The following is a 25,570-nucleotide window of genomic DNA, read 5'->3' as shown; positions in this document are numbered from 1 at the left end:
CAGCAACCGCCGGATAGCCCCAAGATCCTCAAGCCAGCGGATCAAATTTATTTCATACTAAAATACTAAGGATTGACGTTGGACATGCAGGCGCCTACACGAGAGGCCAGAAAACCAAGCATGAGAGGTAAGTCATGACCGATACTCCAAACAACCGTCCGCGCCTTGTGAATGCGCGCCGAGTCTCAACCCTGACAGGCGTTGCGGCCTTGACCGCCGCAGGGTTTATCGCCGCCAGCGGAGCCTATGCGGAAGGTGAAGGCGAAGGCGAATCTGTCGAGCAGACCAGCACGATCTCCGCCCAGGCCGAGGGCGAAGGAGAAGGCCACAGCGCAGCACCGGAAACCGCTTCTGGCGAAGGAGAGGGTGAAGGCGAAGGAGAAGGCAGTGCATCCGCCGATGGCGGCGTCGCGCTTCTGACCGGGCTTGCCTTCATGGAGGGGCATGTGCGCGCGGGCCTCGCGCTTTACGAGGCTGGCGATCTTGCGGCGGCAAAAACCCACATGGGTCATCCGATCGAAGAGAAATACGAAGCGGTCGAGGACGCGCTGGAGAAATCCGGCCACGGGGCTCTTGAGGGCCAGATCGCGGCGCTGGCCGCCGCAACCGAGGCCGAGGCAGATCTGTCCGAGGTGCAGGCCCTGTTCACCGAGATGCGCGAGACGATGGAAGCCGTACGCGCCGATTATCCCGCCGACACGCAGGTCGAAAGCCTTGTGGCGCTGACCCGCATCGCGGGCGAGGAATACAGCGCCGCCATCGGCGACAATCAAACCGTGACCGACCTGCACGAATACCAAGATAGCTGGGGCTTCCTGCGGGTGGTCGAGGCCGAAGCAACGCAGATGGCAGAAAGCGGCGACACGGCGCTGGCCGAAGTGGCGCAAACCCTGCTCGAGCAGGTGGGCGTGACCGATGCGGTCTATGGCGACCTTCAGGGTCAGGGCAGCTTCGATCCAAATGCCGAAGTGATCTACGGCGCGGCAGCGCGCATGGAACTGGCCGGCCTGTCGCTGGGCCATGCCGAAAGCGCAGCCGAGGGTGAAGGCGAAGGCGAAGGCGAAGGCGGTTAAACCATGGCAATCGTCATCTCCAATGTGCTTGGTGACGAGGCGTTGGCGGCCCTTCGGGACGCCGCCGACGCACTCGACTACGAAGACGGGCGCAAGACGGCCGGTCGCTATGCCCGGGACGTCAAAGCGAACCTCCAGGCCAGCAAGTCGCCCGGACTGGAAGCGATTTTCGAGAAGGTCCGCAGGACCCTCGATGGTCACGAACTGGTCCGCTCCTTCGCGCGGCCACGGCATTACGCGCGTATGCTGTTGTCGCGCTATCGTGGCGGCATGACCTACGGCACCCATGTCGACGATCCGGTGATGAACGGTCTGCGCACAGATTTATCCTTCACGCTCTCGCTGACGGACCCGGAGCAATACACCGGCGGAGAGCTTGTGCTTGAGGATGCTTTGGAAGATCGCGCCATCAAGCTGCAAGCCGGCGATATGATCCTTTATCCGACATCCGCGCTGCACCGGGTCGAACCGGTCACGGACGGAGAGCGCGTCGCCATCGTCGGGTGGATCACCAGCTGGGTGCGCGACCCCGCACGCCGCGAGATCCTGCACGATCTCGATGTAGCGGCCCGTTTGCTGCATGACGAGACCGGCAAGACCCCGGCCTTCGACCGCGTGTTCAAATCCAAGGCCAACCTGTCGCGGCTGTGGTACGACGATTGAGGCTACGCCTGTCGCGAGACAGGCGCAGCCTTGGCCGCGACTGACGCGGATTGCCGGGCAGGCGAGCAGATCCATTCCGCGTGACGACAAGATCGGGCAAGCGACAGCGCGGGTACAAACCAGCCTTTGCCGGGGTCAGATTTGAACCCGCATTCCTTGTTGGCGCGCAGACGTTGCAGCCGCAGGGACCGAACGCTATCCCCTAATCAACCCCGTCCCCGATAGGGCGGAACACCCTGATCGGGAATCCACACGCCTTCCGGAAGCGGACCGGTCTGCCAGAACACGTCGATGGGAATACCGCCGCGCGGATACCAGTAGCCGCCGATGCGCAGCCATTGCGGATCGAGGAAGTCGACCAGCCGGCGCGCGATCGAAATGGTGCAGTCCTCATGAAAGGCGCCGTGGTTGCGGAAGGACGTGAGGTAGAGCTTCAGCGACTTCGACTCCACCAGCCACTGGCCGGGCACGTAGTCGATGACCAGATGCGCAAAGTCGGGCTGCCCCGTCATCGGGCAGAGCGAGGTGAATTCCGGCGCGGTAAAGCGCACGTTGTAGGCGATGTCGGCCTGCGGATTGGCCACCCGTTCAAGCTCGGCCTCTTCGGGGCTGCCGGGAACGCGGGTTTCCCCGCCGAGTTGCTTCAGGTCGCTGTAGATCGATGAGGTCATAAGGGTCTCCGGAAGGTCAGACGCCGCGCTTGTTGCCCCAGATCAGGACATGCAATTGCGGCAGGATACGGGGGGCGAACCAGCGATCCGCCATTGCGGTTTCGGTCAGCCAGCCAAGCCGGTCGGCCAGGGCCTGCGGGTCGACGGGCGTCTCGGGGTCGACCTCGGGATTGCCCGGCTGGAGGTAGAGCGGCAGGTCGGGGTGGCGACCATGGGCGTCCTTGGCCCAGTCGTAATCGGTCTGGTCGAAGATCACGATCTTCATCACCGTACTGCGGGCGCCGCGACCGGCTTCGACGCAATCGGCGAAGATGTCCCAATCCACCCGTTCACCGCTCGAGGGCGGTTTGGGGGACAGAACCAGCGTGTCGAGATCCGAAAACCAGGGCCGCGCGACTGAGCCTTGGGTCTCGCAGGCGAAGCGGTAGCCTTGCGCGCGCCCGAGCGCGATGAGCGGGCCAAAATCCTGGATCGCCGGGTTGCCGCCACTCAGCGATACCGTCACGGGCTGACCTTCGGACAACCGATGCAATTCCTCCCAGACCGCCTGCGGCGACATAGGCGCCCAGTCGTGGCGAAAGGCGCTGTCCACCGCATGCATGCTGTCGCACCATGTGCAGCGGTAATCGCAGCCCCCCGCGCGCACGAAGAGCGTGGGCTCGCCGATCAGCGCGCCTTCGCCCTGGATCGTCGGGCCGAAGATCTCGGCGATGCGCAGGGTGGTCATGGCCGGTATTCCGCCCATGTCTTGGGCGTCTCGCTGACCAGTGCTGCACTGGTCTCGGGCCAGCGGGCCTTGCACCAGTCGTAGAAATGCTTGGCCATGTTTTCCGCCGTCGAGGGAACATCCAGTATGTCGTTCAGATGCCGGTGATCGAAGGTGTCGTCGATATAGGACTTGAGCGGCTTCAGGTCGTGATAATCGCGCACAAAACCGTCCGCATCGAGCGCCTCCGCCGCCAGTTCGATCACCACGATGTAATTATGCCCGTGCAGCCGGGCGCATTGGTGGTCGGCGGGCAGGTTTGCCAGCTGGTGGGAGGCGGAGAAGTGGAACTCCTTGCGAATACGAAACATCAGCGCGCCTCCTTGTCGGCCACGGCTTTCGCCCAGAAATCGGGATCGGCATAGTCGGTCGGATCGTTGATGCCGGCGAGGTGGAAAGCCTCGCGCCGCTCCACGCAGGTGCCACAGCGTCCGCAATGCACCGCGCCGCCCTTGTAGCAGGACCACGTCTCGGCGAAGGGCGTGCCGTGCTTGGCCCCCTCGACTACAATATCCGCCTTGGTCCGCTCCACGAAGGGCGTATGGAGCCGCACGTCGGCGTAGCCGTCGAGGGCCATGCGCTGCATCACCTCAAAAGCCTGCGTGAAGGCCGGGCGGCAATCGGGATAGATGAAGTGATCGCCGCCGTGAACCGCGGTGGCGACGGCCTCATCGCCATTGGCCGCAGCGACGCCAAAGCCGATCGCCAGCATGATCGCGTTGCGGTTCGGCACGACCGTGATGCGCATCGTCTCTTCGGCGTAATGGCCGTCGGGCACGTCGATGTCGTCGGTGAGCGCCGATCCGGTCAGCGCCGCACCGATGGTGCGCATGTCGATGAGGTGATGCGGGACGTCCAGCCGCCGTGCGGCGGCAGCGGCGAAATCCAGCTCCTTGCGGTGGCGTTGGCCGTAGTCGAAGGAGACAAGCCGCGTGAGCCGATGCTCGGCAGCGACGATATGGGCGAGCGATACGGAATCGAGCCCGCCAGAGCAGATGACCAGAGTATTCATTTTTAACCCTTGTTTTGTTGACCGGGTAGGCTGCGACCGGTTGAGCGTGCGTGTATAGGCAGAAGATTTACGGCACAAGGGTATGGCGCGATTTCGCGGCCTCACCGGTTCGGCTGCAGCTTGTGGAAGCGACCTTGGATGCGGCGATCATCTGCAAATGCTTCTTTGGTAACCCAGCGATACGGTGGCAGGATCGGGGAAGACCGCTCTCACGCGAAAGCGGGTCAGGTAGCCGCCGATTCCCAATTTTTCTTACGTTGGTATCTGGCGGGTCGACGGGCATCCGGATGTCGGTCGAAAACGACTGACAGCGACCACGTTCCTTAGATGAAAAAACCGGGCGTTTCCGCCCGGCTCTTACGTTAAGCTTGCGCGACTGGCCGCAACATTACTCTGAAAGGCGAACAAGCCCTTTCAGTTACAACCAGCCTTCGACGCCCGCTTCAGCCGCATTTGCTGTGACCGCAGCTGCCGCAGGTCATGCAGCCCTCGACCATGCGCAGGTCGTATTGACCACAGCTTGAGCATGCCTTGCCGCGCGGTTTGTCGAGACCGACAACCTTTGCCTGCGGGTCGGATTTCAGACCCATGCCTTCGCCGGCGATAAAGCCCGTGGTGATCAGGTGCTGTTCGATCACGCCACCGATGGCAGCCAGGATCGACGGGATGTACTTGCCGCCCATCCACGCACCGCCGCGCGGATCGAACACGGCTTTCAGCTCTTCCACCACGAAGGATACGTCACCGCCGCGCCGGAACACGGCCGAGATCATCCGTGTCAGGGCCACGGTCCACGCGAAATGCTCCATGTTCTTGGAGTTGATGAACACCTCGAAGGGCCGCCGCTTGCCGCCGACGATCAGGTCGTTGATCGTGATGTAAAGCGCGTGCTCGCTATCGGGCCACTTGATCTTGTAGGTCGACCCTTCCAGTTCCTCGGGCCGGTCCAGCGGCTCGGACATATAGATGACATCGCCGTGGGGCGCCTGCGGTTCCTCGCCGTCGCGCGATATCACTTCGGGTGCGGTTTTCTTGTCTTCGGAAACGCTCAGGACCGATCCTGTCACGTCGTTGGGCCGGTAGGTCGTGCAGCCTTTGCACCCCGAATCCCACGCCTCCATGTAGACGTCCTTGAACGCCTCGAAAGAGATATCCTCGGGGCAGTTGATCGTCTTGGAGATCGACGAATCCACCCATTTCTGCGCAGCCGCCTGCATCTTGACGTGGTCCAGCGGGGCCAGCGTCTGGGCGTTGACGAAATAGTCGGGCAGCTCGCGGTCGCCGAATTTGTCGCGCCACATCTGCACCGCGTAATCCACAACCTCTTCTTCGGTGCGCGACCCGTCTTTCTGCAACACCTTGCGGGTGTAGGCATAGGCGAACACAGGCTCGATTCCCGAACTGACGTTGCCCGCATAGAGGCTGATCGTACCGGTGGGCGCAATCGACGTCAGCAGCGCGTTGCGGATACCGTGCGTGCGAATGGCTTCGCGCACGTCATCGTCCATCATCTGCATGGTGCCGGAGGCCAGATACTTGTCCGCATCGAACAGCGGGAACGGGCCCTTTTCCTTCGCCAGTTCCACACTCGCCAGATAGGACGCGCGGGCGATGGCCTTCAGCCACGCCTCGGTCTGGGCGGCAGCCTCGTCCGAGCCGTAACGCAGCCCCAGCATCAAGAGCGCATCGGCAAGGCCGGTCACACCTAGACCGATGCGGCGCTTTGCCTGCGCTTCCTGCGCCTGCGCTTCGAGAGGGAATTTCGACACGTCGACCACGTTGTCCATCATCCGCACGGCGGTCGCGACCAGATCGTTCAGGCGGGTGATGTCCAGTTCGGCGGCCTCCTCGAACGGGTCGGTGACAAGGCGGGCAAGGTTGATCGACCCCAGCAGACACGCGCCGTAGGGCGGCAGGGGCTGTTCGCCACAGGGGTTCGTCGCCGCGATCGTTTCGCAATAGCTGAGGTTATTTGCCTTGTTGATACGGTCGATGAAAATCACACCGGGCTCGGCGTAGTCGTAGGTCGCCTTCATGATCTTGTTCCAAAGATCGCGCGCCTGCACGGTCTTGTAGACATGATCGTCGAATTTCAGATCCCATGTACCATCGGCCTTGACCGCATCCATGAAGGGATCCGTGACCAGCACGGACATGTTGAACATCCGCAACCGCGCCGCGTCGGATTTGGCCGAGATGAAGGATTCGATATCGGGGTGATCGCAGCGCATCGTCGCCATCATCGCACCGCGGCGCGATCCCGCGGACATGATGGTCCGGCACATCGCGTCCCACACATCCATGAACGACAGCGGGCCAGAGGCATCGGCGGACACGCCTTTGACATCCGCTCCCTTGGGACGGATCGTCGAGAAATCATAGCCGATCCCGCCCCCCTGCTGCATGGTGAGCGCGGCCTCTTTCAGCATGTCGAAAATGCCCGCCATGCTGTCGGGAACGGTGCCCATCACGAAGCAGTTGAACAAGGTCACGCGGCGCGCGGTTCCGGCCCCTGCCGTGATCCGGCCCGCGGGCAGGTATTTGAAATCTTCGAGCGCGGCAAAGAACGTCTCTTCCCACGCGCCCTTGTCCTCCTCGACCTGCGCCAGATCGCGCGCGATGCGCCGCCAGGTGTCCTCGACGGTGACATCGTTGGGCGTGCCATCGGCAGCCTTGAAGCGATATTTCATATCCCAGATTTGTTCGGCGATCGGGGCGGCAAAGCGTGTCATGGGCGCACTTTCATCATTGGAGGTGTCGGCAGGGGGACCTGCATCTTGGTCTGTCGGGCCACAAATCTCAACTGGCAATATCGTCAATTTCGCCGCATGGGAAATCACCCTCGGCGGTGGTAAGGATAGATCCATGGCGATTGGTGGCTGTTCGAGAGACGGCATATGTGGTAGGACGCACATGCGTCAACACACTATATGGTTAAACACGCCATTTTTTTCAATTGTGTCGCTTTCGGGAATCGGGGATAGATCGGTATGGCTTCGCACATTCATCTCATCAAGCTGTCGGTCGGAACCGAAAGCGTCGATCAATTGATCGACTGGCAACTGCACCGCTCGAAACAGATCGAGAACGGGCAGTATTACCACCTGACGCGCATGTGGCCAAAGCGGGAGGCCGAGATCATCAACGGCGGCTCGATCTACTGGGTCATCAAGGGAGAGATTTCCGCACGCCAGCGGATTATCCGCCTTGACGAGAAATTCGGTCAGGACGGGATCAGGCGCTGCGGAATCGTGCTGGATCCTGAGGTGATTCCCACCGTGACAGCGCTGCGCCGGCCTTTTCAGGGCTGGCGGTATCTCAAGCCCGAAGACGCGCCCGCCGACCTGCCGAAGGGCCGTTCGGGCGAAGAGGCGATCCCTGCCGAACTCAGCCGCGCATTGGCCGATATCGGCGTCCTCTGAGGCTGCGGGCGCCCCTGCCCGTTACAGGCGCGAAAGCAGATCATCGAGCGTGTCGCGCACACCCCCGTCCAGCGGCGCGCGGCGCGATTGCCACAGGGTCGCTTCGCTGCGCAGAATCAGGCCATCGCCCAGAATTTTCAGATGGTTTGCGCGCAGGGTCTCTCCGGTCGAGGTAATGTCGGCGATCGCCTCGGCGGTTTCATTTGCCACCGTGCCCTCGGTCGCGCCCTGGCTGTCGACCAGCGCATAATCCGCGACACCCGAATGGCGCAGGAACTCCCGCACGAGGCGGTGGTATTTCGTCGCGATCCGCAACGGGTGGCCGTGTTCGGCGCGAAAGGCCGCCGCGGCGGCATCCAGATCGTGCAGCGTATCGACGTCGATCCATGCCTGCGGCACGGCGATGATCAGATCGGCCTGACCGAATCCCAGAGGAGCGACCGGTTCGACCAGCCTGTCCCAAAGGGCAAGTTTCTCGTGCACCAGATCGGTGCCGGTAACGCCAAGGTGGATACGTCCCGCCGCCAGTTCGCGCGGGATCTCTCCGGCAGAGAGCAGCACCAGCGCGACACCGTCGATCCCCTCGACAGCCCCTGCGTATTCGCGGTCCGATCCGGTCCGCGTCAGGGTGATGCCCCGCGCGGCGAACCACTGGAAGGTCTTTTCCATCAGCCGGCCCTTGGACGGCACGCCCAGCTTCAGCATCCCTCGACCTCCAGTATCAGACCCGGACGCATGACACCGCCCACGGCGGGTATCTCGGCCCCGCCGCCCAGTCGCCGCGTCAGCGCGTCATAGCGCCCCCCGGTGGCGAGCGGTGGCAGGTCCGGGCGCGCTTCGGCACGAAAGCCGAAAACAAACCCATCGTAGTATTCCATCGACGAGCGGCCATAGCTTGCCTCGAACATCAGGGTGGAGACATCCACGTCCCGTGCCTCCAGCGCCTGCGCGCGGGCCTTGACCCGCCCCACCGCCGCTTCGATCGCGGGCAGATCGACGGCAAGATCCTCCAGCATCCCGATCGCCTCGCTCAGAGGTGCCGCGATATCGAGGAGCGCCTCGATCAGCGCGACTTCGCGGTCGGCCAGCGCCGGGGCCTCGCGGTCCGCGCGCAACACAGCGATCCGCGCGTCGATCTCGCGCTGGCTGCGCAGGCCGACCAGTGGCGCGTCCGACGATACCTGCCCCGCCAGCAGCGCGTCACGCTGGGGCGGCGGCGGCGTCCGGCCCGCGTACATCTCGAGAAGCGCGCGAAACCGCCGCGGGCGCCAGATGTGCCGGCGCAGCGCGGCCTTGCGCATTTCAGTAGTCGCCAGCCCGTCAACGACGGCCATCAACACGCCGATGTCGCCGGTCATCGCCCGCACCGGCAAATCGCCAAAACCCGCCGCGATCAGGGCAAAGACTTCGGCATCGCTGGCGGCAGGATCGGCACGTTCGAACACTTCGTAGCCAACCTGCACATATTCACTAGCGCGGTCCTCGTCCTCTTCCTGACGGCGGAACACTTCGCCCGCGTAGGTATAGCGCGCAGGTTCGGCCCCGCCCTGCATGTGCATCTGAACGACCGGCACCGTGAAATCGGGGCGCAACATCTGCTCGCCCCGCAACGCGTCGGAGGTGACGTAGGCGCGCGCGCGGATGTCTTCACCGTAGAGATCCAGAAGCGTGCCCGCCGGCTGGAGGATCGGCGGCTCGACGGGCTGCGCGCCCGCCGCCTCGAAGCGCGCGCGCAGCTCGGCGGCGCGGGCATTGGTCTGCGCACGGGTGGGCATCAGCGGTAAAGCTCCAGTATCTCGCGTACCTTCGCGACCATATCCCCGCGCACGACCTCATACTGGCTGGGGCGGTCTTTCCATTCTTCCAGCGTCGCGTCCTGTGCGATTTTCGCGCCGAGGATCAGGTCCTTGATCTGTACAACCTCTTTGTCGAACTCGTCGCCACCCGCGATGATCGCAACCGGGCTGCCGCGCTTGTCGGCGTATTTCAACTGGTTGCCGAAGTTCTTGGGATTGCCGAGGTAGACTTCGGCGCGGATACCATCCTTGCGCAGTTCGGCCACCATTGCCTGATAGTCCGCCATGCGGGCCTTATCCATCACCGTCACCACGACCGGACCTTCGGCGTCGTCTTCCAGACGCCCCTTGGCATCCAGCGCGGCAAGCAGGCGGTCCACACCGATGGACACACCGGTTGCGGGCACTTCCTGTCCGGTGAACCGCTTGACCAGATCGTCATAGCGGCCGCCCCCGGCAACCGAGCCGAAATTGCGCACCCGGCCCTTGTCGTCGGTGATCTCGAAGGTCAGTTCCGCCTCGTAGACGGGACCGGTGTAATAGCCGAGCCCGCGCACGACGGACGGGTCGATCTCGATCCGGTCGGCGGCATAGCCCCCTGCCCCCAGAAGCGACGCGATTGTCTCGAGCTCGGTCACGCCCTCAAGCCCGATGTCGCTGCCTGCAACCAGTTCGCGCAGGCGCGCGCAGGTCTCGCTGCCGCTCTCGCGCTTGGCCTGCATGAAACCCATGACCACATCCGCCTGCGCATCATCCAGCCCCGCGCCGTCGGTGAAATCGCCACTTTCGTCCTTGCGGCCCGCGCCGAGAAGCGCGCGCACGCCGTCGGGGCCCAGACGGTCCAGCTTGTCGATGGCACGCAGGACGATACCGCGCTCGGCCTCCTTGTCGTCCCCGGACAATCCCGCAACTTCCAGCACACCGTTCAGCACCTTGCGGTTGTTCACCCGCACCACGTAATCGCCACGGGCGATCCCGACCTCTTCCAGACAATCGGCCAGCATGGCGCAGATTTCCGCATCTGCCGCGACATCCTTTGCGCCCACCGTATCCGCATCGCACTGGTAGAACTGGCGAAACCGGCCCGGTCCGGGCTTTTCGTTGCGCCACACAGGGCCCATCGCGTAGCGGCGATAGGGGGTCGGCAGATCGTTGCGGTGCTGGGCATAGACCCGCGCCAGTGGGGCCGTCAGATCATAGCGCAACGCCAGCCAGTCGCCCGGTTTCTCGGCCTCGGCGTCCTCCTGCCACGCGAAAACGCCCTCGTTGGGGCGGTCCACATCGGGCAGGAACTTGCCCAATGCCTCGACCCGCTCCACGCCCGAGCTTTCCAGCGCGTCGAACCCGTAGCGATGGTAAACCGCCGCGATCTTGCGCAGCATCTCGGTCCGGCGCGTGACTTCGGCACCGAAATAGTCACGGAATCCCCGGGGCGTTTCGGCCTTGGGGCGCGGGGTTTTCTTGGGCTTGGCCATGACGGTCCTCTGCAAGAGACGGCAGTTGCCGCAGGCTCTACCGGATGGCGCAGAGCGGGGCAAGGCGCAGGCGTCACGCGGGGGCGCCACCGGATCACGGCCCTTGCGCCGGCGGGCAACGCCGCCTAGATGCGGGACATGGACCATATCGAAGAGAAAATAGCGCATCTCGAACGCACGGTGGACGATCTCAGCACGATCGTTGCCACCCAGCAGAGCGAGATTGACCGCCTGACCCGCCATGTCGCCATGCTGATGCGGCGCGAGGCGGAGCGTGACGCCGATGGCACGGGCGGCGTGGTGGTCGGCGACGAACGCCCGCCCCACTATTGATCCGCACCCCTGCGCGGGACGCGCGGCGCGTCAGTTCATTGATTTCAGAGCGGCCTCGACCACTTCGCCGTTGTGGACCAGGAATTCCTTCCACCGGCCATTGTGTTCGTTGAACTCGTAGGCGCTCACGAAGGCCGTCTGTTTGTCCAGTTTCCCGATCTTGCTGCCGCAGGGCTTGGCCTTGCGCGAGCCGCATTCGCGGGCCTTGATCTTGTCATAGGCCGCATCGGTCGCCGCATAGGGCATATTCGCCCCCGCTGGCCCGAAACGGAACTGCTCATAGCTCGAAGGGGTGCCGATCAGGGCATTGGCGGCGGTGAACTGACGCGGGCAGCCGTCGTCGAATCCCGTCAGGTAATAGGTCCGCTTGGCCACGATCCCCGGCACGCTGTCATAAAGGGTGAAGCCGCGCCGCGAGGCCACATCGACCCGCTGGCCGAGGTTGCGCCCCTTCGCATCGCAGACCCGCGCGATTTCCCCGAAGGGCAGCACCGTGCCATAGGCGACATCGAGCTTGTCGGGACCGTTGCGCGGCGCATCCGCGCCACCGCCGAATATCGCGGCCAGTCCGGTGGGCGCATCCTCCGCAGTGTCGGCTGGATTGTTTTCGGGTGCGAGTGCGGCCACTTGCGCAGGTTCGGCTGTCTGGGCGGTACGCTGTCCGAACAACCCGCTCAGAAACCCGCCGCCAGCCTGTGCGGGCGCGGCAGCCTGCGGGTCGGCGGTTTCGGCACCGCCCGCAGCGGCGGCCGTGCCAAAGAAACCCTCGCGCTCGATCTCGGCGGCATCGGGCAGGACGGAGGCGGCCGGATCGGTCTGATCCACATCGACATCCGACAGGCGGTCGACACCCGACAGCGGATCACCGCAGCCCGCAAGTGCCAGACAAAATGCTACACCCAGAATTCCGCGCATACGCGCCTCCCATCAGACCTTCGCTGTCTTTTAAAGAAGCGCACCCGCGACGTCCAGCAATCCCCCCGTGCGGACCGGCGCACCACCGCCGGTCTGCGCGGATAGCGGCCGGTTTCAGATTTCCTCGACTTCCAGGACACCGCCAAGGGAGCGTATCGCGCCCTTGATCTGCGGGGTCACGGGGAACTCAGCGCCGAGGTCAACCTCGACCTCGCCGGGCAGCGCCGGATCCATGAGGCACAGTTGCACCGGCCCCTTTCCGGCGGCCCGCGCGGCGTGGCGCGCGCCTTCGAGAACGTCCGACACGGCCGAGATCGCTGCGGGGCTTTCGATGTAGATCTTCAGCCCCATGCCCGCCGCATCCGCAACGGCGGCCTCGACCGGTGCCACGGAACGGCCCAGAAGCTTCAGCTGGTCGCTTTCCATCGTTGCCTCGACCGTCACGACGACCTTTGATCCGGTTTCCAGGTGGTCCCGCGCCAGTTCCAGCGTGTCCGAGAACAGCGTGACTTCGTAGGCGCCCGTCGGATCGGAGAGTTGCGCAAAGGCAAAACGGTTTCCGCGTGCCGATTTGCGTTCCTGACGGCCTGCCACCACACCGGCGAGGCGGGCATTCATCGCGCCCTTCCGGGCAACTCTTTCGTTCAGATCGTCAAGCGTCATGAACGGCACACCGCGGTCATTGCCCCACTTGCGCTTGAGCGGCCCCATGTAGTCATCCAGCGGATGGCCCGACAGATAGAAACCCACCGCCTTGAATTCCTCGGTCAGCCGCTCTGCCGACAACCAATCGTCGCAGGGCATGATCCGTGGCTCGGGCAGATCGTCCCCCGCCTCGCCGAAGAGCGATACCTGGTTCGATGATTTCTGCTCGAAGATCGCGGCGGAATAGGCGGTCAGCGCGTCCAGCGCGCCAAAGACACGGCGACGGTTGCTGTCGAGCGCGTCAAACGCCCCCGCCCGCGCCAACATCTCGAGCGACCGCTTGCCCACCCGCTTGAGATCGACACGACGCGCCAGATCGAAAAGCGTGGCAAAGGGTCTGTCCACACCGTCGACGTGACGGCCTTCGACAACCAGCCGCATCGCCTCGACGCCGACGTTCTTGAGCGCGCCCAGCGCGTAGACAAGCGCACCATCGACCACCTTGAACGTGGCATCCGACCGGTTCACGCAGGGCGGCACCCACGGCAGTTCCAGCCGCTTGCGCACCTCTTCGAAATAGACCGCCAGCTTGTCGGTGAGGTGGATATCGCAGTTCATCACACCGGCCATGAATTCGACCGGGTGGTTCGCCTTGAGCCACGCTGTCTGGTAACTGACAACGGCATAGGCCGCCGCGTGGGATTTGTTGAAACCGTAGTTGGCGAATTTCTCCAGAAGGTCGAACACCTCCGACGCCTTCTTCTTGTCGACGCCATTCTCCATGGCGCCCTTTTCGAACTTGGGGCGTTCCTTTGCCATTTCCTCGGCGATCTTCTTGCCCATCGCGCGGCGCAGCAGATCGGCCCCGCCGAGGGAGTATCCGGCCATGACCTGCGCAATCTGCATCACCTGTTCCTGGTAGACGATGATGCCTTGGGTTTCTTCCAGAATATGGTCGATCAGCGGGTGAACGGATTCGCGTTCGCGCTTGCCGTTCTTGACCTCGCAATAGGTCGGGATGTTCTCCATCGGGCCGGGACGGTAAAGGGCCACCAGCGCCACGATATCCTCGATGCAGGTGGGCTTCATGCGTTTGAGCGCATCCATCATGCCCGAGCTTTCCACCTGGAACACGGCAACCGTCTTTGCGGCGGCATAAAGCTTGTAGGACGCCTCGTCGTCCAGCGGGATTGTCGCGATATCGTCCAGCAACCCCTCGGGTGGCTCGAAAAGCTCGGTGCCGTCTGCGGCGATGTGCAAATGCCGACCCGACGCCTTGATCTGGTCCACCGCGTTCTGGATCACGGTCAGGGTTTTCAGGCCCAGAAAGTCGAATTTGACCAGACCGGCCTGTTCGACCCATTTCATGTTGAACTGCGTCGCGGGCATATCCGACCGCGGATCCTGATAGAGCGGCACCAGCTGGTCCAGCGGGCGATCCCCGATCACCACCCCCGCGGCGTGGGTCGACGCGTTTCGCAGCAGCCCCTCGACCTGCTGGCCGTAGTCCAGCAGCCGTGCCACCACTTCCTCGTTGCGCGCCTCCTCGCGCAGGCGCGGCTCGTCCGCCAATGCCTTTTCGATGCTGACGGGTTTGACCCCTTCCACCGGGATCATCTTGGACAACCGGTCGACCTGGCCGTAGGGCATCTGCAACACGCGGCCGATGTCGCGCACCGCCGCCTTGGACAAAAGCGCACCGAAGGTGATGATCTGCCCGACCTTGTCGCGCCCGTATTTTTCCTGGACGTAGCGGATGACTTCCTCGCGCCGGTCCATGCAAAAATCGATGTCGAAGTCGGGCATCGAGACCCGTTCGGGATTCAGGAACCGCTCGAACAGCAACGAATAGCGCAGCGGATCGAGATCGGTGATCAGCAGCGCGTATGCCACAAGGCTGCCCGCCCCCGACCCACGTCCCGGCCCGACGGGGATGCCTGCCTCTTTCGCCCATTTGATGAAATCGGCAACGATCAGGAAATAGCCGGGGAACCCCATGCCTTCGATGATGCCCAGTTCGAACTCCAGCCGCTTTTCGTACTCTTCGACCGGTGCGGCGTGCGGGATGATTGCAAGACGCGCTTTCAGCCCCTCCTGCGCCTGCCGCCGCAGTTCGGCCACCTCGTCATCGGCAAAGCGCGGCAGGATCGGATCGCGGCGATAGGCCTGGAACGCGCAGCGCTGCGCGATCTCGACGGTGTTCTCGATCGCTTCGGGAAGATCGGCAAACAGCGTCACCATCTCGGATTGCGATTTGAAATAATGTTGCGGGGTCAGCCGGCGGCGCGGCTGCTGCTGGTCGACATAGGCGCCCTCGGCGATGCAGATCAGCGCGTCATGCGCCTCGTACATCTTGGCCTTGGGAAAATAGACATCGTTGGTGGCGACCAGCGGAATGGACATATCGTAGGCCATTTCGATAAATCCGCGCTCGGTCTGGCGTTCGGCTTCGGGCGCGCCGTCCTCGCCGGGGTGGCGCTGAAGCTCGACGTAGAGCCGATCTCCGAAAGCCTTGTGCAGCCGGGCCATCAGGGCCTCCGCCGCCGGGCGCTGGCCGTTCTGCAACAGCATCCCCACCGGACCGCCCGGACCGCCGGTCAGGCAGATCACATCAGCACAATGCACTTCCAACTCGTCCAGCGTGACCTGCGGCAGCGCCCCTGCCTTGTCGAGGTAGAGGCACGAGTTCAGCTTCATCAGGTTCTCGTAGCCTGCTTCCGTCTGCGCCAGCAGCACCACCGGCGCGGGCGGGCGCGCACGCTCGCCGGGCTGGACGCTGACGTATTCCAGATCGACCTGGCAGCCGATGATCGGCTGAACCCCCGCCCCCGACATCGCGACCGAGAATTCCAGCGCCGCGAACATGTTGTTCGTATCGGTCAGCGCCAGCGCGGGCATGGCTGCATCCACACACATGCCGGGAAGCTTTTTCAGCCGCAGCGCCCCCTCCAGCAGCGAGTATTCGGAATGGGTGCGCAGGTGAATGAATCGGGGAGTGTTTGTCATGCGCCAAAGCTACCCCATGGGCCGCCTGCCCCGCCACCTCCAAAACCGCGCGGGTCCAAACTTCGGCGCGAATGGGACCAGAATGCATGCACCCCGGACGCGCGGCTGCGCTTGCCCTTGCGTCACGGCACTTGCGCCCCTTGCCAAAGGCCGCACCCCCGCCGTAGCCTGTCCCCGACCGGTGGTTCTACGCCGCATCGAACCCCGAAGGTCAGGGACGCATCAGGTACCGCGGCGGGGTTACCCCCATGCATCTTTCATTCACACTCAACGGCGCGCCCGTCCGGATCGACGACCCATCGCCCACGACGACCCTGCTCGACTGGCTGCGCGAAACGCGCCACCTGTCGGGCACCAAGGAAGGCTGCAACGAAGGCGACTGCGGCGCCTGCACGGTGATGGTCAGCGACGGGGCGGGCAACGCGCCCCTGAACGCCTGCATCCTGTTTCTGCCGCAGCTTGACGGAAAACATGTCACCACTGTCGAAGGGCTGAGCGCACCGGACGGCACGCTCCATCCGGTGCAACGCGCCATGATAGACACCCACGGCAGCCAATGCGGCTTTTGCACACCGGGCTTCGTCGTCAGCATGGCAACGGCGCATCTGAACGGGGACAGGGACCACGACACCGCACTGGCGGGCAACCTCTGCCGGTGCACCGGCTACGCCCCGATCATCCGCGCGGCGCAGGCTGCCCAAGACGCCCCAGTCCCCTCGCATCTTCTCCATTTTGCCGATAAAACTCCGGGGGGGGCCGCTCCTGCCCCGCAGGAGCGGGCGGGGGCAGAGCCCCTGGCCTACCATCAACCCCGCGATACGGACACGCTGGCCGACCTCTACGCGGCGCACCCGGGCGCCACTCTGGTGGCCGGTGCGACCGACGTGGGGCTCTGGGTCACCAAACAGATGCGCGATCTGGGAAAGGTGATCTTTCTCGGGCATTGCGCGGATCTGCGCGGTATTACCGAAACCGACAGCGCCTGGCGCATCGGCGCAACGACCACCCTCGCGCAGGTCGAACGGACGCTGGATCCGCATTTTCCCAGCCTCGGCGCGATGCTGCGCCGCTACGGATCGGCGCAGGTGCGTGCGGCGGCGACACTGGGCGGAAACATTGCGAACGGATCGCCCATCGGCGATGGCAGCCCCGCGATGATCGCACTGGGGGCAACGCTGCATCTGCGCCACGGCAGCGAAAGGCGGCAGATGCCGCTTGAGGATTTCTTCGTCGATTACGGCAAACAGGACCGCGCGCCCGGCGAATTCGTCGAGGCGATCGACGTGCCCAGACAATCCGACAGCCTGCATTGCCACAAACTATCCAAGCGGTTCGATCAGGACATCTCGGCAGTCTGCGGGTGCTTCAACCTGCCGGTGGAGGGCGACTGCTTCGGCGCGGTTCGTCTTGCCTTTGGCGGTATGGCCGCCACGCCAAAACGCGCGGCACGGGCCGAGGCCGCGCTGCGCGGAGCGCCTGTGAGCCTCGACAGCGTGCAGGCCGCGATGGACGCGCTCGGACAGGATTTCTCGCCGCTGACCGACATGCGCGCGTCGGCGGCCTACCGGATGCAAGCGGCGCGCAACATGCTGCTGCGCAGCTATCACACGCTGTCGGGCACCGAAACGAACCTGCACGCGGTCCGCGCATGAGCGTCGCAAAGCCCCTCCCCCACGATGCCGCCCGCCTGCATGTGACCGGTGCCGCGCGCTACGTTGACGATATCGCGACGCCGGCCAGCACGCTGCACCTTGCCTTCGGCCTGTCGACCGAGGCCCGTGGCCGGATCACGTCGATGGATCTGGACGCGGTGCGCGCCGCCGCGGGCGTGATCGACGTGCTGACAGCGGCGGACCTGCCCCACGCCAACGACGTATCCCCCTCCAACCACGACGAACCCCTGCTCGCCACCGGCGAGGTCCATTACATCGGCCAGCCGCTTTTTCTGGTGGTCGCCACATCGCATCTTGCCGCGCGGCACGCAGCTGTGCTGGGGCATGTCGAGATCGCAAAAGAACCTCCGGTCCTGACCATCGAGGACGCACTCGCAGCCGGATGGCGGTTCGAGGACACGCCGCGCATCTACGCAAAAGGCGATGCCGAAGGCGCGCTGGCCGCCGCGCGCAACCGGCTGTCCGGGTCGGTCGACATCGGCGGTCAGGAACATTTCTACCTCGAAGGACAGGCCGCGCTTGCCCTGCCCGGAGAGGCCGGTGATATCACCGTGCACAGCTCCACCCAGCATCCCACCGAAATCCAGCACAAGGTCGCCGAAGCACTGGGCCAGCCGATGCACAGCGTGCGCGTCGAGACACGGCGCATGGGCGGCGGCTTTGGTGGCAAGGAAAGTCAGGGCAATGCGCTGGCGGTCGCCTGTGCCGTGGCGTCCGCGCGCAGCGGCCAGCCCTGCAAGATGCGCTACGACCGCGACGACGATATGATCATCACCGGCAAGCGCCACGATTTCCGCATCGACTACGAGGTGGGATTTGACGACGACGGCCGGATCACCGCGCTCGATGTGACGCATTACGCGCGCTGCGGATGGGCGATGGACCTCAGCCTGCCGGTCGCGGATCGCGCGATGCTGCACGCCGACAACGCCTATCATCTGCCCGATGTGCGCATCACCTCGCACCGCCTGCGCACCAACACCCAAAGCGCCACAGCCTTTCGCGGCTTCGGCGGACCGCAGGGAATGGTCGGAATGGAGCGGGTGATAGAACATGTCGCCCGCCACCTCGGGTGCGATCCGCTGTCTGTCCGGCAGCGCAATTTCTACAGCGATCTGCGCATCGCACCGCCCGATATCGAGACCGACGCCCTCCCCCCCGCCGACAGCGACGCCGATCTCGCCTCGCGCGGGGCGCAGGCGGATCTGCAACCGCAGGTGCAGGCCCCCGATCCGGCGCCGGACGTACAGACCACGCCCTATCACCAGCCCGTCACCGACTGCATCATCAACGCGCTGACCCACCGGTTGATCGAAACCTCCGGCTACACCGCGCGTCGTGCGGCCATCGCCGACTGGAACCGGCAGCAGCCTGTCCTGAAACGCGGGATCGCGCTGACACCGGTGAAATTCGGGATTTCCTTTACGCTGACACATCTCAATCAGGCGGGTGCGCTGGTGCATGTCTACCAGGACGGATCGGTCCACCTGAACCACGGCGGCACCGAGATGGGACAGGGGCTGTTCCAGAAAGTCGCGCAGGTCGCGGCCAGCCGCTTTGGCATCGCTGTCGAGGCGGTCAAAATCACCGCGACGGACACGGCGAAGGTGCCCAATACATCCGCCACGGCGGCAAGCTCGGGAAGCGATCTGAACGGCATGGCGGTCCTGAACGCCTGCGATACGATCCGCGACCGGATCGCGGCCTGCCTGGCCGCAATGCACGACTGCACCCCGGCGGATGTTGCTTTCGCGGACGGACAGGTCACCGCCGGAGGCCACGTCCTCAGCTTTGCCGAAGCGGCACAGACGGCCTACCAGAACCGTGTATCGCTATCGGCGACTGGCTTTTACAAGACCCCCGACATCCAGTGGGACCGGATCGCGGGCAAGGGTCGTCCGTTCTTTTACTTCGCCTACGGTGCCGCGGTGACCGAGGTCGTCATCGACACGCTGACCGGCGAGAACCGGATCCTGCGCACCGATATCCTGCATGACGCGGGCCAGTCGCTGAACCCCGCCATCGACATCGGCCAGATCGAGGGCGGCTATGTGCAGGGCGCCGGATGGCTGACCACCGAGGAGCTGGTCTGGGACGATCGCGGAGCCCTGAAGACGCATGCGCCCTCGACCTACAAGATCCCCGCCTGTTCCGACCGGCCGAGGATTTTCAATGTCGCCCTTTGGGACCAGCCCAACCCGGCGCGCACCATCTACCGGTCGAAGGCGGTGGGCGAGCCGCCCTTGATGCTGGGCCTGTCGGCCTGGGCCGCTTTGAACGACGCGGTACAGTCCTGCGGGGAGGGCTTTGCCGATCTGCACGCCCCGGCCACCGCCGAAGAAGTGCTCACCGCCATAGGACGGGTGCGCGGATGAGCGTGATCTACGTCGAGATCACCGCCACGCGCGGCTCCGCACCGCGCGATGCGGGTACCGCGATGGCAGTCACCGCCAACGGCATCACCGGCACGATCGGCGGGGGCGCGCTGGAACACCGCGCCATCGCAACCGCCCGGCGGATGCTCTCGGAAGGTTGCGACCACATGGCCGAGACGATCCCCCTCGGTCCGGGTCTGGGGCAGTGCTGCGGTGGTGCCGTCACGCTGGCCTACGGGCGCGAGGTACGGCGCACCGATCCACGAGGGCCGGTCACGAATGGATTTGCCGGCTGCCTTGGACCTGCGCAGTCCCTGTGGGTCTGGGGGGCAGGACATGTGGGGCGCGCGGTCGTCGCCACAGCCCCATCGCAGATGTTCGACATCACCTGGATCGACAGCGCGGCCGACCGGTTCCCGGCAGAGATGCCGCCCAATGTCACCGCCCTGCCCGCCGCCGACATGCCCCTGCTGGCGCAACGGGCCGCACGTCAGGCGCATCACCTGATCCTGACCTACAGCCACGACATCGATTTCGCACTTTGCGCGGCGCTTTTGCAGCGCGGGCCGAAATCCATCGGCCTGATCGGATCAGACACCAAATGGCGCCGCTTTTCGCGTCGCTTGGCCGATCTGGGCCACGATCCGGCGCGGATTACCTGCCCGATCGGTGATAAGTCCCTTGGCAAAGCGCCCCCGCAGATTGCAGAAGGGGTCATCCGGGACCTCGTGTCCGATCCCACGATGAAGAAGTTCGCATGACCGCCCCACTGCTGAAGATGACCGGCCTGACCAAAGCCTACCCCGGGGTGGTCGCCAATGACGATGTGTCACTTCAAATCGCGCCCGGCGAGGTGCACGCGCTGCTGGGCGAGAACGGCGCGGGGAAATCCACGCTGGTCAAGATGATCTACGGCCTTGTCAGCCCCGACAGCGGCACGATGGAAATGCACGGACAGCCCTTCGCCCCCGCAGAGCCGCGGGCGGCGCGGGCGGCGGGTGTGGGCATGGTGTTTCAGCATTTTTCGCTGTTCGACGCGATGACGGTGGCGGAAAACATCGCGCTGGGAATGGAGGACGCGCCGAAACTGGGCGAGCTTTCGGCGAAAATTCGGGAGGTGTCGGAAACCTACGGCCTGCCGCTGTCGCCCGACCGCATCGTGGGCGATCTGTCCGCCGGGGAGCGGCAGCGTGTCGAAATCATCCGCTGCCTTCTTCAGGACCCGACGCTTCTGATCATGGACGAGCCGACGAGCGTTCTGACCCCGCAGGAGGTCGAGATCCTGTTCGAGACCCTGCGCAAACTGAGCGCCGAGGGCACCGCGATCCTGTATATCTCGCACAAGCTGGAAGAAATCCGCAGCCTCTGCGACAGCGCCACGATCCTGAGACTGGGCCGCGTGGTCGGCCAGTGCACCCCGCGCGAGACCACCGCGCGCGATATGGCCGAGATGATGGTCGGCAAGATCCTTGCCACCCCGACCCGTGCGGCGCATGAGCCCGGAGAGACGGTCCTGACTGTCAGCGCACTCGAAGCACCTGCGCCCAGCGCCTTCGGCATGTCGCTCAAATCCGTGTCTTTCGCGCTGCGCGCGGGCGAGGTTCTGGGCATCGGCGGTGTGGCGGGCAACGGGCAGGACGAATTGCTGGCGGCGCTGTCGGGCGAACGCCCCGTCGCGCGCGGCATGATCGCCCACCGTGGCGAGGATATCGGCCCGATGGGCCCGACGGCCCGCCGCAAACGGGGCATCCTCGCGGCCCCCGAAGAACGGATCGGCCATGCCGCAGCGCCCGATATGTCGCTTGCCGAGAATGCGATGCTGACCGGTGCTACGCGGCAGGGATTTGACCGGCGCGGTTTTCTGGACTGGTCTGCGGCGACCGCCTTCGCCGGCGAGATAATCGCACGGTTCGACGTGCGCACGCCCGGAACACAGGCGGCAGCGCGGTCCCTGTCAGGCGGCAACCTGCAAAAGTTCGTCATCGGCCGCGAGGTCATGCAGAACCCCGATGTGCTGGTCGTGAACCAGCCGACATGGGGTGTCGATGCCTCGGCGGCGGCGGCCATCCGGCAGGCGTTGCTGGATCTCGCCGAAGCGGGGGCCGCGGTCATCGTGATTTCGCAGGATCTTGACGAGTTGATGGAAATCTCGGACCGCTTTGCCGCGCTGAACGAGGGCCGCCTGAGTGACAGCCGCCCGACACAGGGGCTGGGTGTCGAGGAAATCGGGCTGATGATGGGCGGGGCCCACGGGATGGAGGTGGCCCATGTCTGATGTCATGCCATTTGAGTTTATTGGCAAAATGGAGAGACCGCTGCGCGCACCCGCTGGCCGGTGTGCTGCGCGGGCTGTTTCGCCAAAGGTGCGTGCCCCATGATCGCGCTGGTCAAACGGGCCGAGCCGAGCCGGTTTTTCTCTCTCGCGGCGCCGGTGCTGGCGGTGGTTGCGACCATGGTTTTCGGCGGGATCCTTTTTGCGTTTCTGGGCAAGGATCCCCTGACCGCGATCGGGACGATTTTCTGGGAGCCGCTGTTTGGCGAATTCGCGTTTTTCTACCGCCCGCAGCTTTTGATCAAGGGGGCGCCGCTGGTGCTGATCGCCATCGGGCTGAGCCTGGGATTCAAGGCGGGGATCTGGAACATCGGCGCCGAGGGGCAGTACATCATGGGAGCGCTTTTCGGCGCGGGCGTCGGTCTGGCGTTCTACCCGATGGAGAGCGTCTTCATCTTTCCGCTGATGGTGCTGGCGGGGGCCTTTGGCGGTTGGGTCTGGGCGATGATCCCTGCCGTTCTCAAGGTGAAATTCGGCACCAACGAGATCCTCGTCTCGCTGATGCTGGTCTATGTTGCCGAGCAGTTTCTCGCCTCCATGTCACTGGGGCTGTTGAAAAACCCCGAAGGCTTCGGATTTCCGGGATCGCGCAATCTGCAACAATACGCCAGTGCGCACAACGGTGAGCTGATCGCGGGATCGGGGATGCACTGGGGTGTGGTCGCGGCCCTGATCGCGGTGATCTTCGGCTATGTGCTGCTGGCCAGGCACAGGCTGGGATTTGCCATTCGCGTCACCGGCGAGGCGCCGCGCGCCGCGAAGTTCTCCGGGGTCAACCCATCGCGGCTGGTGCTGTTCTGCCTTGGTATTTCGGGCCTTCTGGCCGGGCTTGCGGGGCTCTTCGAGGTGTCGGGTCCGGCAGGTCAGGTCACAATCGAATTCAATGTAGGCTACGGGTTTACCGCGATCATCGTTGCCTTCCTGGGGCGGCTGCATCCCGTCGGCATCCTGCTTGCGGGCGGGCTGATGGCGCTGACCTATATCGGGGGCGATATCGCGGAGTCAAAGCTGGGCCTGCCCGCCGCGGCGATACAGGTGTTTCAGGGGATGCTGCTGTTTTTCCTTCTGGCCTTTGATCTGTTCACGAACTACCGGCTGCGCCTTGGCCGGGCGGAGGTGGCGTGATGGACCTGTCGGCAATCAACCCGGTGCTTTTCATCGCAGGCTTCTTTGTCGCCGCGACACCGCTGATTTTCGCCGCGATCGGCGAGTTGGTGGTCGAGCGGACGGGGGTGCTGAACCTCGGGGTGGAGGGGATGATGATCGTCGGCGCCATCTGCGGCTTCGCCACGGCAGTCGAAACCGGGTCACCCCTGCTTGGGTTTGCCGCGGCGGCGGTCGGCGGGGCCGCCCTGAGCCTTCTGTTCGCCTTTCTCACGCAGGTCATGCTGGCCAATCAGGTCGCCTCGGGGCTTGCGCTGACGCTCTTCGGGCTGGGTTTCTCCGCGCTGCTGGGCCAGAGCTATGTAGGGATCAAGCCGCCGCGGCTGGGCGATATCGATTTCGGCCCGCTTCGCGAGATCCCGGTGATCGGACCCATCCTGCTGAGCCATGACCTCATCGTCTATCTCGGCCTTGCACTGGTCATCGCGGTCTGGGCGGTGCTGAAATACAGCCGCATCGGCCTTGTCCTGCGCGCCGTGGGCGAGAACCACGATGCGGCCCATGCGCTGGGGTTCAAGGTGAAGCGGATCCGTACGCTCGCGATCATGTTCGGCGGGGCCTGTGCCGGTGTCGGCGGGGCCTACATCAGCCTGATCCGTGTGCCGCAATGGACCGAAGGGATGACAGCGGGCGTCGGCTGGATCGCCCTCGCGCTGGTGGTTTTCGCCTCATGGAAGCCGCTGCGCGTGCTGCTTGGTGCCTATCTTTTCGGCGGGCTGGTCCAGTTGCAACTGAACCTTCAGGGCGTGGGCGTTGCCATTCCTGTCGAGTATCTGGCAATGTCGCCTTACGTGATCACGATCATCGTTCTGGTCGTGCTGTCCCGAGACAACAATCGCGCGCCCGGTTCACTGGGTCGCACGTTCCACGCCTCGTCCTGAGGCCCAATTGCCCGAAAAGGGCGCACTGAAAACTGGGGAGATACCTGATGAAATTCACCAATCTGCTGACCGGCCTTGCGCTGGCTGCCGGTATGGCGACAGCGGCCTTTGCCGATGGCCATGAGAAGACCAAGGTCGGCTTTGTCTACGTCGGCCCCGTCGGCGACGGCGGCTGGACATACGAGCACAACCAGGGCCGTCTCGCGGTCGAGGAAGAGTTCGGTGATGCGGTCGAAACCGTATTCGTCGAGAACGTTGCCGAAGGCCCCGACGCCGAGCGGGTGATGACGCAGATGGCGCTGGACGGCGCCGACCTGATCTTTACCACCTCGTTTGGTTACATGGATCCGACGATCAACGTTGCGGCGAAATTCCCGGACGTGAAATTCGAACACGCGACCGGCTACAAGCGCGCCGACAACGTTTCGACCTATTCGGCACGTTTCTACGAGGGCCGCGCGATTCAGGGCCACATCGCGGGCAAGATGACCGAAAGCAACATCGTCGGCTACATCGGCTCCTACCCGATCCCCGAAGTGATCCGCGGCATCAACTCGGCGTTCATCCACGCGCGCAAGGCGAACCCCGATGTCGAGTTCAAGATCGTATGGGCCTACACCTGGTTCGATCCCGCCAAGGAAGCGGATGCAGCGAAAGTGCTGATCGAACAGGGCGCGGACGTGATCCTGCAACACACCGACTCCACCGCGCCACAGGCCGCCGCGCAGGAGGCTGGCAACGTCGTAACATTCGGTCAGGCCTCGGACATGGCGCAATACGCGCCCTTCCCGCGCGTCTCGTCGATCATTGACGACTGGGCACCCTACTACATCGCGCGCACAAAGGCCGTGATGGACGGCACATGGGAAAGCACGGACACATGGGACGGGATCGGCGCAGGCATGGTCGGCATTGGCGAGATCACAGATGCCGTTCCTGCGGACGTGAAAGCAGAAGCGCTGGCACTGAAGGACAGCATCGCATCGGGTGAATACCATCCCTTCACCGGCCCGCTGAACAAGCAGGACGGCAGCGTTTTCCTGGCCGAGGGCGAGACTGCCGATGATGGCACGCTTGCCGGCATGAACTTCTATGTCGAAGGCATCGAAGGCGACATTCCGCAATAAGCGCGGCTGCCGCATAGCGGCGATACGCGAGGAAAGGGCCGGCACGCTGTTGCCGGCCCTTTTTTGTCACAGAGGCAGGCGGAAGAATTCAATTCATCGCTGTGGCTGTAGATCTCGAACGCGCCGCGAAAACCCGCGTGTCCGCATCGTGGATCGGAAGGGTCTCAGGGGGGATGATCGGCTCTGGCGTCATGGGTGCTGCGCGCGGCGGCCAAAGTGGCACAGCACATCGCGCGTTCAA

At 64.3% G+C, this 25,570-nt stretch carries 21 protein-coding genes; 11 read left to right on the top strand and 10 right to left on the bottom strand.

The annotated features are described in order from the left end of the window. The first annotated feature begins 134 nt into the window (after positions 1 to 134). Both ABMC89_RS14345 and ABMC89_RS14340 read left to right on the top strand, forming a co-directional pair. Positions 135 to 1,073: a 4-helix bundle domain-containing protein gene (locus tag ABMC89_RS14345; RefSeq protein WP_349569086.1), complete on the top strand. Its 939-nt coding sequence runs from the start codon at positions 135 to 137 to the stop codon at positions 1,071 to 1,073. 3 nt (positions 1,074 to 1,076) lie between these two features. After that, positions 1,077 to 1,736 carry a Fe2+-dependent dioxygenase gene (locus ABMC89_RS14340; protein ID WP_349569084.1) on the top strand — a complete coding sequence of 220 codons (660 nt, stop codon included), beginning with the start codon at positions 1,077 to 1,079 and terminating at the stop codon, positions 1,734 to 1,736. Between the two features lie 206 nt (positions 1,737 to 1,942). Here ABMC89_RS14340 and queF read toward each other — a convergent pair whose 3' ends face one another. From queF to ABMC89_RS14315, 5 genes are all read right to left on the bottom strand, one after another. Continuing rightward, on the bottom strand, positions 1,943 to 2,407 hold the full coding sequence (gene queF / locus ABMC89_RS14335; RefSeq protein ID WP_349569082.1) for a preQ(1) synthase: 465 nt from the start codon (positions 2,405 to 2,407) through the stop codon (positions 1,943 to 1,945). A gap of 16 nt (positions 2,408 to 2,423) precedes the next feature. Beyond that, entirely contained in the window at positions 2,424 to 3,134 is a 711-nt protein-coding gene (gene queE / locus ABMC89_RS14330; protein ID WP_349569080.1) for a 7-carboxy-7-deazaguanine synthase QueE, read from the bottom strand. Continuing rightward, on the bottom strand, positions 3,131 to 3,484 hold the full coding sequence (queD, locus tag ABMC89_RS14325; protein ID WP_349569078.1) for a 6-carboxytetrahydropterin synthase QueD: 354 nt from the start codon (positions 3,482 to 3,484) through the stop codon (positions 3,131 to 3,133). Before queD ends, queE begins: the two co-directional genes overlap by 4 nt. Continuing rightward, positions 3,484 to 4,185 carry a 7-cyano-7-deazaguanine synthase QueC gene (gene queC / locus ABMC89_RS14320; RefSeq protein WP_349569076.1) on the bottom strand — a complete coding sequence of 234 codons (702 nt, stop codon included), beginning with the start codon at positions 4,183 to 4,185 and terminating at the stop codon, positions 3,484 to 3,486. Before queC ends, queD begins: the two co-directional genes overlap by 1 nt. Before the next feature lie 443 nt (positions 4,186 to 4,628). Continuing rightward, entirely contained in the window at positions 4,629 to 6,917 is a 2,289-nt protein-coding gene (locus tag ABMC89_RS14315; RefSeq protein ID WP_349569074.1) for an adenosylcobalamin-dependent ribonucleoside-diphosphate reductase, read from the bottom strand. 258 nt (positions 6,918 to 7,175) lie between these two features. Here ABMC89_RS14315 and ABMC89_RS14310 point away from each other — a divergent pair, with 258 nt between their 5' ends. Continuing rightward, the gene (locus tag ABMC89_RS14310) at positions 7,176 to 7,607 is read left to right on the top strand and encodes a DUF1489 family protein (RefSeq protein ID WP_349569072.1); all 432 of its coding nucleotides are present in this window, start codon (positions 7,176 to 7,178) and stop codon (positions 7,605 to 7,607) included. A 21-nt stretch (positions 7,608 to 7,628) separates the two neighbouring features. Here the strand turns inward: ABMC89_RS14310 and hisG are convergent, their stop codons facing one another. From hisG to hisS, 3 genes are read right to left on the bottom strand one after another with little or no spacing between them, the layout of a single operon-like run. Then, on the bottom strand, positions 7,629 to 8,312 hold the full coding sequence (gene hisG, locus ABMC89_RS14305) for an ATP phosphoribosyltransferase (RefSeq protein ID WP_349569070.1): 684 nt from the start codon (positions 8,310 to 8,312) through the stop codon (positions 7,629 to 7,631). Then, positions 8,306 to 9,382, bottom strand: a complete 1,077-nt coding sequence (locus ABMC89_RS14300; protein WP_349569068.1) for an ATP phosphoribosyltransferase regulatory subunit — start codon at positions 9,380 to 9,382, stop codon at positions 8,306 to 8,308. Before ABMC89_RS14300 ends, hisG begins: the two co-directional genes overlap by 7 nt. After that, positions 9,382 to 10,878 (bottom strand): histidine--tRNA ligase, encoded by a 1,497-nt coding sequence (hisS, locus tag ABMC89_RS14295; protein WP_349569066.1) that lies wholly within the window; start codon positions 10,876 to 10,878, stop codon positions 9,382 to 9,384. Before hisS ends, ABMC89_RS14300 begins: the two co-directional genes overlap by 1 nt. 138 nt (positions 10,879 to 11,016) lie before the next feature. On the opposite strand from hisS, the gene ABMC89_RS14290 reads away from it, so the two are divergent. Next, a complete protein-coding gene (locus tag ABMC89_RS14290) occupies positions 11,017 to 11,211 on the top strand; it encodes a SlyX family protein (protein WP_349569064.1) in 195 nt (64 codons plus the stop codon). Between the two features lie 30 nt (positions 11,212 to 11,241). Here ABMC89_RS14290 and ABMC89_RS14285 read toward each other — a convergent pair whose 3' ends face one another. Both ABMC89_RS14285 and dnaE read right to left on the bottom strand, forming a co-directional pair. Next, positions 11,242 to 12,126, bottom strand: coding sequence for a hypothetical protein (locus ABMC89_RS14285; protein WP_349569062.1), 885 nt, complete (start codon positions 12,124 to 12,126; stop codon positions 11,242 to 11,244). Between the two features lie 114 nt (positions 12,127 to 12,240). Then, positions 12,241 to 15,777, bottom strand: a complete 3,537-nt coding sequence (dnaE, locus tag ABMC89_RS14280; RefSeq protein WP_349569060.1) for a DNA polymerase III subunit alpha — start codon at positions 15,775 to 15,777, stop codon at positions 12,241 to 12,243. Between the two features lie 248 nt (positions 15,778 to 16,025). On the opposite strand from dnaE, the gene xdhA reads away from it, so the two are divergent. The 7 genes from xdhA to ABMC89_RS14245 all read left to right on the top strand — a co-directional run bounded on the left by xdhA (position 16,026) and on the right by ABMC89_RS14245 (position 25,329). After that, the gene (gene xdhA / locus ABMC89_RS14275; protein WP_349569058.1) at positions 16,026 to 17,429 is read left to right on the top strand and encodes a xanthine dehydrogenase small subunit; all 1,404 of its coding nucleotides are present in this window, start codon (positions 16,026 to 16,028) and stop codon (positions 17,427 to 17,429) included. Further along, positions 17,426 to 19,825: a xanthine dehydrogenase molybdopterin binding subunit gene (gene xdhB, locus ABMC89_RS14270; protein WP_349569056.1), complete on the top strand. Its 2,400-nt coding sequence runs from the start codon at positions 17,426 to 17,428 to the stop codon at positions 19,823 to 19,825. Before xdhA ends, xdhB begins: the two co-directional genes overlap by 4 nt. Then, positions 19,822 to 20,586 (top strand): xanthine dehydrogenase accessory protein XdhC, encoded by a 765-nt coding sequence (gene xdhC, locus ABMC89_RS14265; RefSeq protein ID WP_349569054.1) that lies wholly within the window; start codon positions 19,822 to 19,824, stop codon positions 20,584 to 20,586. The genes xdhB and xdhC overlap by 4 nt, the downstream gene beginning before the upstream one ends. Beyond that, on the top strand, positions 20,583 to 22,100 hold the full coding sequence (locus ABMC89_RS14260) for an ABC transporter ATP-binding protein (protein ID WP_349569052.1): 1,518 nt from the start codon (positions 20,583 to 20,585) through the stop codon (positions 22,098 to 22,100). Before xdhC ends, ABMC89_RS14260 begins: the two co-directional genes overlap by 4 nt. 99 nt (positions 22,101 to 22,199) lie before the next feature. Then, entirely contained in the window at positions 22,200 to 23,282 is a 1,083-nt protein-coding gene (locus ABMC89_RS14255) for an ABC transporter permease (RefSeq protein ID WP_349569050.1), read from the top strand. After that, positions 23,282 to 24,202: an ABC transporter permease gene (locus ABMC89_RS14250; protein ID WP_349569048.1), complete on the top strand. Its 921-nt coding sequence runs from the start codon at positions 23,282 to 23,284 to the stop codon at positions 24,200 to 24,202. The genes ABMC89_RS14255 and ABMC89_RS14250 overlap by 1 nt, the downstream gene beginning before the upstream one ends. A gap of 47 nt (positions 24,203 to 24,249) precedes the next feature. Next, positions 24,250 to 25,329, top strand: a complete 1,080-nt coding sequence (locus ABMC89_RS14245) for a BMP family ABC transporter substrate-binding protein (protein WP_349569046.1) — start codon at positions 24,250 to 24,252, stop codon at positions 25,327 to 25,329. The last annotated feature ends 241 nt before the right edge of the window (positions 25,330 to 25,570 follow it).

Origin of the sequence: Sulfitobacter sp. HNIBRBA3233 (genome assembly GCF_040149665.1) — a bacterium.
GTDB classification, from domain to species: Bacteria; Pseudomonadota; Alphaproteobacteria; order Rhodobacterales; family Rhodobacteraceae; genus Sulfitobacter; species Sulfitobacter marinivivus.
Note: the sequence above shows the minus strand (reverse complement) of the source record. Positions and strands in the feature narration are given on the sequence as shown.

Excerpts from the sequence above, each read along its gene's own strand:
- ABMC89_RS14310 (WP_349569072.1), top strand. The coding sequence starts at position 7,176 with ATGGCTTCGCACATTCATCTCATCAAGCTGTCGGTCGGAACCGAAAGC.
- xdhA (WP_349569058.1), top strand. The coding sequence starts at position 16,026 with ATGCATCTTTCATTCACACTCAACGGCGCGCCCGTCCGGATCGACGAC.
- queD (WP_349569078.1), bottom strand. The coding sequence starts at position 3,484 with ATGTTTCGTATTCGCAAGGAGTTCCACTTCTCCGCCTCCCACCAGCTG.
- ABMC89_RS14300 (WP_349569068.1), bottom strand. The coding sequence starts at position 9,382 with ATGCCCACCCGTGCGCAGACCAATGCCCGCGCCGCCGAGCTGCGCGCG.
- ABMC89_RS14250 (WP_349569048.1), top strand. The coding sequence starts at position 23,282 with ATGGACCTGTCGGCAATCAACCCGGTGCTTTTCATCGCAGGCTTCTTT.
- ABMC89_RS14345 (WP_349569086.1), top strand. The coding sequence starts at position 135 with ATGACCGATACTCCAAACAACCGTCCGCGCCTTGTGAATGCGCGCCGA.
- xdhB (WP_349569056.1), top strand. The coding sequence starts at position 17,426 with ATGAGCGTCGCAAAGCCCCTCCCCCACGATGCCGCCCGCCTGCATGTG.
- queF (WP_349569082.1), bottom strand. The coding sequence starts at position 2,407 with ATGACCTCATCGATCTACAGCGACCTGAAGCAACTCGGCGGGGAAACC.
- dnaE (WP_349569060.1), bottom strand. The coding sequence starts at position 15,777 with ATGACAAACACTCCCCGATTCATTCACCTGCGCACCCATTCCGAATAC.
- ABMC89_RS14285 (WP_349569062.1), bottom strand. The coding sequence starts at position 12,126 with ATGCGCGGAATTCTGGGTGTAGCATTTTGTCTGGCACTTGCGGGCTGC.
- hisS (WP_349569066.1), bottom strand. The coding sequence starts at position 10,878 with ATGGCCAAGCCCAAGAAAACCCCGCGCCCCAAGGCCGAAACGCCCCGG.
- ABMC89_RS14315 (WP_349569074.1), bottom strand. The coding sequence starts at position 6,917 with ATGACACGCTTTGCCGCCCCGATCGCCGAACAAATCTGGGATATGAAA.
- ABMC89_RS14245 (WP_349569046.1), top strand. The coding sequence starts at position 24,250 with ATGAAATTCACCAATCTGCTGACCGGCCTTGCGCTGGCTGCCGGTATG.
- queE (WP_349569080.1), bottom strand. The coding sequence starts at position 3,134 with ATGACCACCCTGCGCATCGCCGAGATCTTCGGCCCGACGATCCAGGGC.
- ABMC89_RS14260 (WP_349569052.1), top strand. The coding sequence starts at position 20,583 with ATGACCGCCCCACTGCTGAAGATGACCGGCCTGACCAAAGCCTACCCC.
- hisG (WP_349569070.1), bottom strand. The coding sequence starts at position 8,312 with ATGCTGAAGCTGGGCGTGCCGTCCAAGGGCCGGCTGATGGAAAAGACC.
- xdhC (WP_349569054.1), top strand. The coding sequence starts at position 19,822 with ATGAGCGTGATCTACGTCGAGATCACCGCCACGCGCGGCTCCGCACCG.
- ABMC89_RS14340 (WP_349569084.1), top strand. The coding sequence starts at position 1,077 with ATGGCAATCGTCATCTCCAATGTGCTTGGTGACGAGGCGTTGGCGGCC.
- queC (WP_349569076.1), bottom strand. The coding sequence starts at position 4,185 with ATGAATACTCTGGTCATCTGCTCTGGCGGGCTCGATTCCGTATCGCTC.
- ABMC89_RS14290 (WP_349569064.1), top strand. The coding sequence starts at position 11,017 with ATGGACCATATCGAAGAGAAAATAGCGCATCTCGAACGCACGGTGGAC.
- ABMC89_RS14255 (WP_349569050.1), top strand. The coding sequence starts at position 22,200 with ATGATCGCGCTGGTCAAACGGGCCGAGCCGAGCCGGTTTTTCTCTCTC.